Consider the following 12,509-nt stretch of genomic DNA (forward strand, 5'->3'; position numbering starts at 1 on the left):
TAGATCGGGCCATTGGCGGTCCTTCGTCCCTGCGATCAGCAAAATGTGTTCGACCAAATTGCGCTCGATCACATCGCTGCCGCCGCCCTGCCGGGCATCATCTTCCGGTGGGCTGCTCGCGCCGCGGGCCTCGACGTGCCGCGACTTTGCTTCGGAGACATCATGACGACCACCACCCTCGATTCTGCCGACAAACGGCCCGCCGAATACGGCGCGCTCGCTGTCCTTATTCACTGGCTGATTTTCTTCGCCGTGATCGCCCTGTTCGCCTCGATGAACTACGCACACGGGCTCGAGAAGACCGACCCGCTGCGCGGCGAGTTGTACAATTGGCACAAGGCGATCGGCACCGCGGTGCTCGGCCTAGGGGTGCTGCGCATCCTGTGGGTCAAGATCCACGGCGCGCCCGATCTGGTGCCTTCTCCGCGCATCACCGAAGTGATCGCCCGGATCAGCCATGGCCTGTTGTATCTGCTGCTGCTCGCCCTGCCGTTGACCGGCCTCGGCATGACGCTGTTCTCAGGCCGGGGCGTCGACCTGCTCGGCATTCCGCCGATCGCCAAGAACGATGCAATCGCCGGCGTGCTGCACGCGGCGCATGGACCGCTGTTCCTGGCCACCGTGATCGTGGTGTTCATCCACGTCGTCGGCGCGCTTTGGCATCAATACGGTCGGCACGACGCCACCCTCGGCCGCATGGTGCCGTGGCTGCGCCAGCGCTGAGCACGCGCGACGCCGACGTTCGAAAAGATCTGACGATTAGTTGGGCGGCGCCGGGAAATCGGCGCCGCTGTTTTGTCGGCCGGTGTTGAACTCGAAGATCTTGCGCAGCACGCCCGGTGCCATCGCCGAGATCGGATTGACCCGCAGCACTGGCTTGCCCGGCGTGCCCACCACCTCGTAGGTGACGCCGATCAGCCCCTCATTGCTGCCGCCGCCGAGGAACAGGCCGACGATCGGGATCTGCCCGAACATGTTGTTGAGCCCGTACATCGGCACGAAGGTGCCGCTCATCCGCACTTGGTTGGCGCCGTAATCGATCGAGCCCTCGATCGTGGCGCCAATGGTCGGCCCCTTCACCACACCGTCGCGGATCGTGAGCGTGCCGTTCTGGCGGCTGAATTCGGCGCGCAGACGCGAGAACCCCAGCCCCTGCGGCGGTCCCCCCGGCGCACCGGCGGCAACCCGATCGAGCGCCGCTTCACCCTTCACGGTGAAGTCGCGAACGTTGATCAGACCTTCCTTCTCGCGCGGCTCGCCGCCCGGCGGCTCGACCGCCAGCGAGAGCTGGCCACCGTACATCTTGGCGTAGCTGTCGGTGAACCGGAAGAACGCGCCGGCGTCGTTGGTCTCCAGATAGATCACCTCGCGCCCCTGATTGCGGCCGCGCAGATCAGCGGTGATCGGGGTGTCGCGGCCGAGTTTGCCGCTCATCGAGAAGCTGCGGAACAAACCATTTCGACGCGTCGCCTTCACGTCGACGCTGCGCAGCGCCTCGCCGTAGAAGCCCGCGACTGCGCCGAGCTTCAGGTCGAGATCGAAATCGATGCTCTTGCCCTTGGCGTCGCTCGAGCTGCCCGAGAGCGCCGACTTGATGAAGCCGCGGCCGTCGAACACGTCGCCGCGCATCACTGCTTTCAGCACGCCGTCGTTGCCGCGGTCCGCCTTGAGCATCGCTTTGTCGCCCTCGGAGGGCGAATACACCGGGAAGTTGGCGTTGATCAGGTCGCCGTCGCCGTCGATCTCGAGGGCGCCCTTGATCAGCGTGCCGCCGCCTTCGATGGTGACGTCTTCCAGCCGGGTCGATTGCGGCTTGCGCACCACGTTGAACGCGGCCCGGCCGGGCTTGCCGGCCGATTTGGTCCAGCCCGGCAACAGATTGTCGAGCTTCGCCGCGGTCAGATCGGCATCGATGGCGAATTTCGCGTCCTGCTCGTTGTCGCCGATCTTCCCGGTCAGTTTCACCCCGAGCGGGCCGCTGACGCCGCTCCCGAGATCGAACCCGAGCCGGGCACGGCTGGCGTCGTCGAGCGTCGCCTGCAGCTTGAGGTCGGCGTCGCCGTCGACCGGCTTGCGATAGTCCAGCGACGCCGGCTGACCGTTGATCTTGACGTCGCCTTTGACCTGATAGCCCTGATTGTTGGCGGTGACCTTCAGCGTGGTGGATTCGAGCTTCTGCCCCATCGCCAGCTTGTCGCCGGAAAAGCCACTGAGATCGGCCGCGATCGAATAGGTGGTGTCCTGCTTGGTCAGCACGCGCTGGATCGGCATGCCGAGCATCACCTGGGCCGACACCGTGCCCTTGCTGCCGTTGGGATCGATCGGCAGCGCCGCCGCGTCACTGAGCCGGCCCGAGGCCAGCACCTCGGCCACTGCGGGGACCGGCCCGTCGAGCTTGAACTTGATCTTCGCCGGTGCCGGCTTCGGCGCCAGATCCGGCACTTCGAACAGAATGTCCGACAACGCGATCTTTCGGCCGCTATCGGTATCGGCATTGGCCTGATTGATCGACACCGTCGCGGTGCGGCCGGTCACCCGAACCCGCATATCCGCGTCCTTGACGGTCGGCATCCCGTCCACCGGATGGATCGCCGCGCCACTACCGAGAATATTGACCAGCAGCCCCTCGTCCGGAATCGGCGGCCCGCTGCGCGACAGGTTCTTCAACGGTGAGTTGACGGCGATGTCGATCGTCTGGATCGAACCGGCGAGGATGCGATCGTTCACCCACTCGCGCAGCTCCGGCACGATCAGCACCGGCCACATCCGCTTCAGCGCCGAAACCGACATCGGCGTGCCGGCCAGCCCGAGCGTCAGCCGCGGCTCGCCGGAGTAATCGATGCTGCCGGAACCGGCGACGCCGATCTCGCCGTTGCTGACGTCGGCTTGGGTCAGCAGCACCCGGCGATTGGCGCTGTCGAAGCGCACCCGGACGGCGATCCGGTTGAAGATCAGCGGCGCCTCGTTCTGCGCGCCCGGCAGCACGATCGTCCCGCCGGACAGACCGAGCCGCCAATCGTCGACGCTGCCGTTCGGTGGCTCCAGCGTCGCCAGCAGCGTGACGCGGTTGGCTCCAGCGAGCACCTTGAACGGCGCGACCAGCACGCGGCGGTTGGCGTCCCACTCGAAAGTCGTTTCGATCTGGTCGATCGCCATCGGGTAGTCCGGCGTTTCCAGATCGACCAAGGTGCCGGCACCGGCCGTCAGCTTGCCGCGGAAATAGGTCGGCACGCCGTCGCGGCCGACCTCGCCTTTCAGATCGCCGGTCAGTGGAAAGTCTGCGCTGTAGGTCAGATTCTTGAGCCGCAGCGCGAGCAGCACCGTCCGGGTCGGCACCTGGTTGGCATGCAGCTCGACCGAGCGCACGCCGTCCCGGGCGGGACCGACCTGGACCCGGAGCGACCACGGCTTGGCGCCCTCCTCGCCGACGCTGAGCGCGACACCGCCGCCGCTCGGCCGCCGCAGGCTGAGGGAAATGTTCTCGAACGACCAGCGATTGCCGCGCTGCTCGTCGTCCACGACCAGGTTGCCGTTCTTCAGACCGATCTCGTTGAGGTTCTGGCCATCGAGCCCCGTCATGCTCAGGCTGTCGAGCCAGGAAAGTCCGGCCAGCACGCCTTTCATCGCGTCGGAATTGTCTCCCGCGGGCGCGGTCGGCGCAGGCGCCGCGGCATCCGGCGAAGCGCCGGGCGCATCCGGGGGCGTCGTCTGGCTGGGCAGCTTGAACTCGACCGGCCGACCGGCCCTCGCGACGCCGGTAGCGATCGGTTTCTCGGTGGATCCAGCCGATACCGTGACTTGGCCCTCGGGATCGATCCGGATCGCCAATTCGGCGCCGACCAATCTCAGGCTCTCGGCCCGCAGCTTGCCCATCAGCAGCGCCGAGCCGGACAGCCGCACTTCCGCTTTCGGCGCCGAGGCGATGACCGCATGGTCGCGGTCCCGGACCACGATGTCGCGAATCCGCACCGCGATGCGTATCCGACCGGCGCGCTCGATCTGCGTTCCGCCGATCTCCACCGTGTTGCCGTTACCGATGTTCTGTTCGATGGCGTCAGCCAGCCACGGCGTCGCCACGTCGAGGTTGATCGGGCCAGCACCGAGCCGCAGCCAAAGCCCGGCAAATCCGGCGGCGAGCACCATCCCGACCACGGCGAACGTGACGGCGATACGCTTCAGCCACGGCGCACCGACGGCGTGGCGGCGGGACCATTCGTTGATACGATGCAGACCGAGACCACGCCGCTTCAGCAGTTGGCGAGCACGATGACGGCCGTCTTCTTCATGCGCGTGGTCCCAATGACCATCGTGCCAATGCGGGTCAGATGAATCGTGGCCGGCGTGCGGGTCGGACTGGTTCGGCGTCGGATGTTTCGCCATTGCCTCTCGTTGCACGCGCCCGTCGGGAGCCTAGTTGTGGAGGAAGGAGCACGCACCATTGCGCAAATCATGCGCTCCTGTGGCGGCTTCGCAGCCCTCCTCGTATGAACCTCTACTCGCCGCCAGCCCAACGGGCCCATTAAACGAACGGGGTGGTCGGTACGCCGAATCCCTGCGACCATACCCCGAGGTCGACGGACTTGCCCAGCAGCGGCATAGTCGCATCGCGCCTGGCGATGATCGATGTTGACCTTTCGAAAGCGACGAAAGGAAGGCGCATGTCCAAGCAAACGCCCGAGAAATCCCCCAAGAAGGCTAAGACACCGGCGAAGCCGAAAGCCGGGTCGCCCGCCGCCAAGATAACTTCGAAGCCCGCCGCCAAGGCGGCCGCGAAGAAAGCCGGCTCCGCCAAATCGACCACTTTGATCGAAGGCAGCAAGGCCCCGGACTTCACGCTGCCCCGCGACGGCGGCAGCTCGGTCTCGCTCGGCGACTTTGCCGGCCGCAAGCTGGTACTGTTCTTCTATCCGCGGGCCAACACGCCGGGGTGCACCCGCGAGGCCATCGACTTCACCCGCCTTACGCCCGACTTCGAGGCCTGCGGAACCGCGGTGCTCGGGGTCTCTGCCGACTCGGTGAAGGCTCAGGACTCCTTCCGCGACAAGCATCAGCTCGCCGTGCCGCTGCTCTCGGATCCGACCCACGCGATGCTCGAAGCCTACGGCGCCTGGGGCGAAAAATCGTTGTATGGCCGCAAGTTCGAAGGGATCATTCGCTCTACGGTGCTGATCGATACCGACGGCCGCGTCGTCCAGGTCTGGCGCAACGTCAAGGTCGACGGCCACGCCGATCAGGTACTCGCCGCAGCCCGATCGAGTTAGTTCGCATTTTCTGAAAATTAACCATGCAGGGGTCAAATCGGCTCGCGCCTCGAGAGGAACAGTAACGAGTTTCCGATCGGCGCGGGAGTTCCGATGTCTTACCGTTCCGGCCATCCATCCGCAGCGCAGCACCACCACGCACACGATCAAGCCCGGGCGGCCGCGCCGCGCCCGGCTCGCCCGCCGCGGCCGGAGCATCGACCGGCGCCGGATGCTCGCAGCTACACAATTGCCCATGCCGGCCGGCAGGTTAGGATCGGCCCTGTGCTGTTCTGGATCGTGGTCGGCAGCATCGTGCTGCTCGGCGGCTGGACCGGAATCACCGCCACCTATTTCACCTTCCGCGACGACGTCCTGACCCGGCTGATCGCGCGCCAGGCCGAGATGCAATACGCCTACGAGGACCGGATCGCGGAGCTTCGCGCCAAGGTCGACCGCACCACCAGCCGGCAGTTGCTCGACCAGGAACAGTTCGACAAGAAGCTCGAACAGATCATGCGGCGGCAGTCGCTGCTCGAATCCCGCGCCGGCGCACTCGGCGCCCTGCCCGACGTCGCGATCACCGGCAGCATCAAGCCGACCCGCACGCCGTCGTTCGACAACGAACCGGCAGGCAGGCCGAAGCCGTCGCCGATCAACGACACGGTGATCTTCGTCGCCCCGCCGGACCGCGAAGCGCGGCTGCAATCGCGCACTACGCCGGCGGCACTGGAGCGACCGCCGACTCAATACGCCAAGGCGCAAGGCGTCGAGACGGTGCTGACGCGGCTGCAGAACTCGCTCGACCAGGTCGAAAAGCAGCAGATTGCGGCGCTCGGCGCCGTCGAAGACAGCTACGAATCCCGCGCCCGCCGGATGCGCGATGCGCTTAGCAGCCTCGGCCTCAACACCCGCTCGCTCGAAGCCGCGGCGCCGCGCGGCGGCGTCGGCGGCCCGTTCGTACCGGTGCGGGCACCGTCCAGCAACGCGTCGAGCTTCGACCGTCAGCTCTATCGGATCAGCGTGAGCCGCGCTCAGGTCGATCGCCTCACCCGCGTCCTGACGCTGGTTCCCTATCGCAAGCCTGTGGTCGGCGAAGTCGAACTGTCGTCGGGTTTCGGCGTGCGCACCGACCCGTTCCTGGGCCGCCCGGCGATGCACACCGGCCTCGACTTCCGCGGCTCGACCGGCGATCCGGTGCGCGCCACCGCCGCCGGAAAAGTCGTCAGCGCCGGATGGGCTGGCGGCTACGGTCAGATGGTCGAGATCGACCACGGCAACGGTCTGGCGACCCGCTACGGTCATCTGTCGAAAATCATCGCCAAGGTCGGCCAGCATGTCAGCATCGGCCAAGTGGTCGGTGAGATCGGCTCGACCGGGCGCTCCACCGGCCCGCATCTGCATTATGAGACCCGCATCGACGGCGAAGCGGTCGATCCGCAGAAGTTCCTGCGGGCGGGCGTGAAGCTGGCAGGGGCGGCTTAGAGCCGCTCGCTGCGCCACCTGCGTGCCTCGAGCCAGACGGCGGCCCGGCCGTCGATGATCAGAAGAGCGCTGGCGATCACGCCTGCGCCAATCAGTTCACGAACACCGATGTGTTCGTGCAGCACGACAGTACCCAGCAGAATGGCCGTGACCGGGATCAACAACGTCACCAGCATGACGTTCGTCGCGCCCGACCGCGCAATGATGCGGAAGAACAGGACGTAACCCAGCGCGGTCGAGAGCGTGCCGAGTGCTACCACGGCCCAAATCGTCGAGGCACTCGGGGCGGGCAGCCTCCAGGGCTGATCGACGCACGCCGCGACAACACCGGCGATGAGGCTCGCCACGACCATCTGCGCCGTCGCTGTCGTGAGCGGAGCAACGCCGGTCAAGCGCCGTCGCGCCAGCAGTGCCGACAGGCCATACGACAGCGCCGCGCACAGACACAGCGCCACGCCGATCCCCGTTTCGGCCTCCCGCAGATCCACCCCACGCAGGATGGCAACTCCGGTCACGCCGACCGCGACCCCGACGATACGCCGGGCCGTCAGCCGCTCCTCTCCGGCGGCCGCCATGACAATGACGGTGAACAAGGGGGGCGTCGCATTGAGCACCGACGCAAGGCCGGTCGAGATGAAGGTCTGCCCTATCGCGAGGCAGGAAAACGGAACCACGTAGTTGAGACAGGCCATTCCGACGAAGGGCAGCCAACCGGCAACACCGCGGGGCATCGAAATCCCGCGGAGCCAGACAATCAAGAGCAGCACCAGCGCAGCGATCGCGGCGCGAAGAAAAACGATGGTGAAAGGCGGCAGCTCTTTCAGAGCAACACCCACGCAGAAGAACGATGCTCCCCACAGGATCGACAGCGCGATCAGCAAAGCCCAGTCGCGCGGATGAATTGGATGAATGGCTGACGTCATGAGTGCACCTCGCAGCATCAGTCATCAGCCGTGCGGCGTTGCCCCGCCACCCGAATTCCGAGCGTGCGTCGCGCTCATTCGATCACAGTGCGGCGCCACTGATCCGTCGCGAGGCTGGCATCTTCATGACGTCTCTGACGTCGATGGTGACGTCGTCACCCGCAGAAGCTGGTCCGCGCTGGCGACAGCCGCAACTTGTCAGCGATAGCGCTGGAGTCGCTGTCCCGGCAGCAGATCGTATGGCGCCAGCCACCCATCCAGTTTGCGCACACGCTCCAGCCACGCTGCCACGGCCGGATGACTGCGCTCCAGGTCGTAGCCCGCCTCATCGGCCGGAAACAGCAGATAGCCGACCATCGACAGATCGGCGACCGATGGCGAGGCGCCGATGGCGAAGCAATGGGTCTCGAAATGCCGTTCGGCGACACTGAAGCAATCGTCGATGCGCTTGCGCAAGAAGCCGAGCACGTGCTCGTCGGGCGCCGGCGTAAAAGCGCGAAGATAGCGATACACCGTCATGTAGCCCGTCAGTTTGTGATTGTCCCAGAACAGCCAGCGCATGACCGCGTATCGATCATCCTCGTTCGTCGCACCGAAGCGGCTATAGGCTTCGGCCAGTCGCAACAGAATCGGCCCGGTCTGTGTCAGAGACAGGCCACGCCATTCGAGCACAGGGATTTCGCCCATCTCGTTGACGAGAGCACGCCACTCGCGCGTCCGCGTCACGCCCGAGCCGAAGTCGGTCCACACCGCCTCGAACGGCACGCCGCATAGTCGCAGCATCAGCGCGAGCTTGTAAGAGTTGCCGGATTCCGGAAAATAGTGCAGTCGGACGGTATCTGACGTCATCGGACACCTGTTTTTGAAAACAGAACATTTGTTCTGTACAAAGAGGAGTACCGGAGACGGACCGGAACGCGCCGCGGCCCGCTATATGCCGCCGCGGATGGCGTACTCCGCAATGGCCGACCAGCCGCGGTCGCCCTGTCCCGCCGCGACGGTTTCCGCCATCTGGCGATGAACGGCGCTGAGCATCGGTAATTCGCGGCCGGCCTGTTCGGCAGCCTCCGCGGCAAGGCGGAGATCCTTGAGGCGGAGCACCGCCTTGAAGCCGGGCTGATACTTCCTCTCTGCGATGATCGCCGAATACACCTGATAGGATCCGCTGCCGAACAGCGTGCCGAGGATCAGCTCGAAGAACCGCTCGCGCGGCAACCCGTTGGCCTCGGTCAGACCACGCCTTCGGCGATTACTTCGATCGCCATGGTGATCATCATATTAATAGCTAAACCGCAACTGGTAGACGAACCTCGACTTTAGTCAGAAACGAGTTCAGTACTGATGTGCGTCGCATCAACGTTTCCCGATACTCCTGCGCTTCGATGTCTCTGAAAAATATCGCGTTGGGCGCGAGGGCACGAACAGCGTTTTCGACTTGATCCAGCGTTGCGCGGAAGAACTCCTTCCTGTCATTTTCGGTGTTCACCCGGACGGCCTCAAACCTCTCGTGCAACGCGCCTTCGAGCGTCGGCGCATCATCGCTATAGATGATGGCGTGGGTATCGAACGGAAAGGGGACGCTCGCGTCGCCAAGCTCACGAATTCTATCATTTGGATCCAACCGGCGCGTCAAACCAATCTTGACGACATCAGGACCGAATGAGCCATAGTTCGAAATCACATAAACGTATCCGGATCTGGTCATCTCGGCCATGGCTTGGGCCCTATTCACCTTTGCCTGAGCGCTGCTGAGATTATTCTCCAGAAGCCTAATCTGTTCCTTCAATGCTTCCAGGCGAGGCCCCATGGCGCGCGCAGCCTCCTCCCTCGACTTATCTAGAAGCCGCTGATAGTTGTCCTGATCATCTTCAGCGCGCTCAAGGTCGCGCAGCAGTTTCTGCTCTTCACGCGCAGCTCTCGCTAGCTCCGCGCGTTTATCGCGCTCCAGCTTTAGCTTCTCGCGGTACTCGTGCGTCAGGTAAAGCTCCTTCAGCTTGAGATTGAGAAACTCCCGCGCGATTAGAACCGACACATATGAGTTGAGCTCATCGATCTTGAGCTGCGCATTCAGGATTCTCTTCTCCATCGTTTCGACGTTGTTCCAACGGACATTGGCGATGGCTGCATCGCATTCATTATTGAAAGCACGCAGAGTTAGTTTGATGGCGCGATCGGTCATGAGCTGACCTTTCGCCTCGCTGCCTTCGAGCGACCAACCTGTGGTGCAGATGACTGCAGACTTCTGCCTGACCATAGCCTTCTGCTGCGCTCGATTTTCGCGAATCGCACGCCTGAACTGCTCGCTGTCCGAAAAGTCGAAATGCGGTTCGTACATAGCAACCTGAGCCAACTCATTTTTCTCGCTCAAGCTGTCGAGCTCAGCAGTAAGCCGATCGAGGCTCTCCTTCTTGTCGCGACATGAGCGCTTCAGGTCCTCGATCGTCGAGACGCGGGCACGCACCTCTTTGTCCAGGCGATCCAACTCCGTTTGAATGTCTATTATCGGGCGCAACCGCTCCTCGAGCCCGGCCAATTGCTCGGAAAGACCTTTCAACTCGTCACGCCGGCGGCGGCGCTCTCGAACGAATTTGATGATCATCCGACCCAGAATGAAGGGAAGCAGGAACAGAGCAGTCACTAGAACGAAAACAACAATTGCCAAGGCCGCCCCCGCTAGAATCTTGAACCTGCCGACGTCGCCAATAGGCAGCGTCGGATCGTCAGATGATAAGCGCGAGCTTAGAGAGCACTCAACCTGCACGAGCAAAGACGGGCAGGATAGCATTAACGACGGGTTCTCCAAGAATGGAGAACTTTAGAACTGAGGCCGATCCGACAACAGCTCGATCAGCCGCCCCTCATCCTCGGCGGGGATGGCGGCGGCAGCTTTGGCGTAGACGTCGACCGCGGCGCGGCTGAGCGGGAGATGCGGCAGGAGCGTTTCGCCGAGCTTCACCGCATACACAGCATCCTTGTGCCGGAGCGCGGCCGTGAAGGTCGCGTTGGTGAAATCGCGCGCAATCATCCGGGGCGCATGGCGGACCACCTGCGGACTCGCAACGACGCTGCTGAGGATCGCATCGCGTACCAGCGCCATATCGAGGCCGGCCTGCTCGGCGATCGCAATGCCTTCGGCAATTGCCGCGATCTGGATCGCGCCCATCAGATTGTTGATCAGCTTGTAGACGGTCCCTGCGCCGACCGGGCCGAAATGCCGGATCGTCTGACCGAGCGGTGCCAGGAACGGCCGGGCCCGATCGAGGTCGTTCAGCTCGGCGCCGATCAGCAGCGTCAGCTCCCCGCGCGCAGCGGCATCGGGCAGCCCGGTGACCGGACAATCGATGTAGACGAGATCTCGCGCGCGTAGCGCGGCGGCCATGTCGAGGGCATGCTGGTGCGACACCGTCGAACATTCGATCGCCAGCACGCCCGGTGCGGCCGTCGTCGCTGCGCCATTTGGACCAAGCCACACGGCCTCCGAGGCGACATCGTCCGCAACCATCGTCAGGATGGCACGGGTCTCGCGCGCTGCATCGGCGGGACTATCGGCCCACCGAGCGCCGCGGCGGATCAGATCGTCCGCCTTGGCCTTGCTGCGATTCCACACGGCAACGTCGAAGCCCGCATCGAGCAGCCGCCCGGCCATGCCGTGGCCCATCTTGCCGAGGCCGAGGAAGGCGACACGGGTTCGGGGCGGATGCGCCATCGCGGCTCAGTCGACGTCCTCGATCGCGCCAGGCCCGCCGCCGAAGGCGCGTTGCGCCAGGGTCGCGGCCATGAATTCGTCGAGGTCGCCGTCGAGCACGCCAGCGGTGTCAGAGGTCTGAACGCCGGTGCGAAGGTCCTTCACCATCTGATACGGCTGCAGCACGTAGGAGCGGATCTGGTGGCCCCATCCGATTTCGGTCTTGGCGGCCTGGTCTGCGGCGGCCTGCTCTTCGCGCTTCTTCAGTTCGATCTCGTACAGCCGCGCGCGCAGCATGTCCCACGCCTGCGCGCGGTTCTTGTGCTGCGACCGGCCGGCCTGACAGACCACCGCGACGCCGGTCGGGATGTGGGTCAGGCGCACCGCGGATTCGGTCTTGTTGACGTGCTGACCGCCGGCGCCGCCGGAGCGCATCGTATCGACGCGGACGTCGGACTCGGCGATGTCGATCTTGATCGAATTGTCGATCACCGGGAAAATCTGAACCGACGAGAACGAGGTGTGCCGGCGGGCATTGGAGTCGAACGGCGAGATCCGCACCAGGCGATGCACGCCGGCTTCGGTCTTCAGCCAGCCGTAAGCGTTGTGGCCGGAAATCTGGATCGTCGCCGATTTGATCCCCGCCTCTTCGCCCTCGGATTCTTCGAGATACTCGATCTTGAAGCCGTGCTTCTCCGCCCAGCGGACGTACATCCGCAGCAGCATCGAGGCCCAGTCCTGGCTCTCGGTGCCGCCGGCACCGGCATGGACTTCGAGATAGGTATCGAAACGATCGGCTTCGCCGGACAGCAGCGCTTCCAGCTCGCGGCGCGCGACTTCCTTCTTCAGCGCTTTCAGCGCCTCCTCGGCTTCCTTGACGATGCCCTCGTCGCCCTCGGCCTCGCCGAGTTCGATCATTTCAATGTTGTCGGTCAGCTCGCGCTCGACCTTGCCGATGCCGGTCAGCGAATCCTCAAGCGAGGTCCGCTCCTGCATCAGCTTCTGAGCCTTCTGCGGATCGTTCCAGAGGTCGGGATCCTCGGCGAGCTTGTTCAGCTCCGCGAGGCGGACGGTCGACTGATCGACGTCAAAGATGCCTCCTCAGCAGCCCGACTGACTGCTTGATCTCTTCAACGAGGCGTTCAATTTCTGCGCGCATGGGATCTCTTCGGAAGC

9 protein-coding genes and 1 pseudogene are annotated in these 12,509 nt (G+C 64.3%); 3 read left to right on the forward strand and 7 right to left on the reverse strand.

The genetic code is table 11. The annotated features are described in order from the left end of the window. Nucleotides 1-162 precede the first annotated feature (162 nt). Nucleotides 163-723: a cytochrome b gene (locus M9H71_RS07980; RefSeq protein WP_455404514.1), complete on the forward strand. Its 561-nt coding sequence runs from the start codon at nucleotides 163-165 to the stop codon at nucleotides 721-723. Between the two features lie 36 nt (nucleotides 724-759). Here M9H71_RS07980 and M9H71_RS07985 read toward each other — a convergent pair. Next, a pseudogene (locus M9H71_RS07985) lies at nucleotides 760-4,439 on the reverse strand (YhdP family protein). Nucleotides 4,440-4,658: 219 nt separating this feature from the next. Between M9H71_RS07985 and M9H71_RS07990 the strand changes: the two are divergent. Continuing rightward, nucleotides 4,659-5,261, forward strand: coding sequence for a peroxiredoxin (locus tag M9H71_RS07990; RefSeq protein ID WP_455404515.1), 603 nt, complete (start codon nucleotides 4,659-4,661; stop codon nucleotides 5,259-5,261). Between the two features lie 93 nt (nucleotides 5,262-5,354). Beyond that, nucleotides 5,355-6,725, forward strand: a complete 1,371-nt coding sequence (locus M9H71_RS07995; protein WP_455404516.1) for a peptidoglycan DD-metalloendopeptidase family protein — start codon at nucleotides 5,355-5,357, stop codon at nucleotides 6,723-6,725. Here M9H71_RS07995 and M9H71_RS08000 read toward each other — a convergent pair. From M9H71_RS08000 to prfB, 6 genes are all read right to left on the reverse strand, one after another. Beyond that, the gene (locus tag M9H71_RS08000) at nucleotides 6,722-7,648 is read right to left on the reverse strand and encodes a DMT family transporter (protein ID WP_455404517.1); all 927 of its coding nucleotides are present in this window, start codon (nucleotides 7,646-7,648) and stop codon (nucleotides 6,722-6,724) included. The two genes, M9H71_RS07995 and M9H71_RS08000, sit on opposite strands and share 4 nt — an antisense overlap. 198 nt (nucleotides 7,649-7,846) lie before the next feature. Next, the gene (locus M9H71_RS08005) at nucleotides 7,847-8,497 is read right to left on the reverse strand and encodes a glutathione S-transferase family protein (protein ID WP_455404518.1); all 651 of its coding nucleotides are present in this window, start codon (nucleotides 8,495-8,497) and stop codon (nucleotides 7,847-7,849) included. A gap of 81 nt (nucleotides 8,498-8,578) precedes the next feature. Next, nucleotides 8,579-8,881: an NAD-binding protein gene (locus tag M9H71_RS08010; protein WP_455404582.1), complete on the reverse strand. Its 303-nt coding sequence runs from the start codon at nucleotides 8,879-8,881 to the stop codon at nucleotides 8,579-8,581. Nucleotides 8,882-8,933: 52 nt separating this feature from the next. After that, nucleotides 8,934-10,310 carry a DUF4041 domain-containing protein gene (locus tag M9H71_RS08015; protein WP_455404519.1) on the reverse strand — a complete coding sequence of 459 codons (1,377 nt, stop codon included), beginning with the start codon at nucleotides 10,308-10,310 and terminating at the stop codon, nucleotides 8,934-8,936. A 153-nt stretch (nucleotides 10,311-10,463) separates the two neighbouring features. Then, a complete protein-coding gene (locus tag M9H71_RS08020; protein WP_455404520.1) occupies nucleotides 10,464-11,354 on the reverse strand; it encodes an NAD(P)-dependent oxidoreductase in 891 nt (296 codons plus the stop codon). Between the two features lie 6 nt (nucleotides 11,355-11,360). Then, nucleotides 11,361-12,492, reverse strand: a protein-coding gene (gene prfB / locus M9H71_RS08025; RefSeq protein WP_455404521.1) for a peptide chain release factor 2 whose coding sequence is annotated in 2 segments (ribosomal slippage) — nucleotides 11,361-12,422 and nucleotides 12,424-12,492 — 1,131 coding nt in all. Because the reading frame shifts where the segments join, the coding sequence is not laid out codon by codon here. Nucleotides 12,493-12,509: the final 17 nt, after the last annotated feature.

The organism is Rhodopseudomonas parapalustris (genome assembly GCF_053772255.1).

What these genes read in the sequence shown, in the direction of transcription:
- M9H71_RS07980 (WP_455404514.1), top strand. Translation starts at nt 163, where the DNA reads ATGACGACCACCACCCTCGATTCTGCCGACAAACGGCCCGCCGAATAC.
- M9H71_RS07990 (WP_455404515.1), top strand. Translation starts at nt 4,659, where the DNA reads ATGTCCAAGCAAACGCCCGAGAAATCCCCCAAGAAGGCTAAGACACCG.
- M9H71_RS07995 (WP_455404516.1), top strand. Translation starts at nt 5,355, where the DNA reads ATGTCTTACCGTTCCGGCCATCCATCCGCAGCGCAGCACCACCACGCA.
- M9H71_RS08000 (WP_455404517.1), bottom strand. Translation starts at nt 7,648, where the DNA reads ATGACGTCAGCCATTCATCCAATTCATCCGCGCGACTGGGCTTTGCTG.
- M9H71_RS08005 (WP_455404518.1), bottom strand. Translation starts at nt 8,497, where the DNA reads ATGACGTCAGATACCGTCCGACTGCACTATTTTCCGGAATCCGGCAAC.
- M9H71_RS08020 (WP_455404520.1), bottom strand. Translation starts at nt 11,354, where the DNA reads ATGGCGCATCCGCCCCGAACCCGTGTCGCCTTCCTCGGCCTCGGCAAG.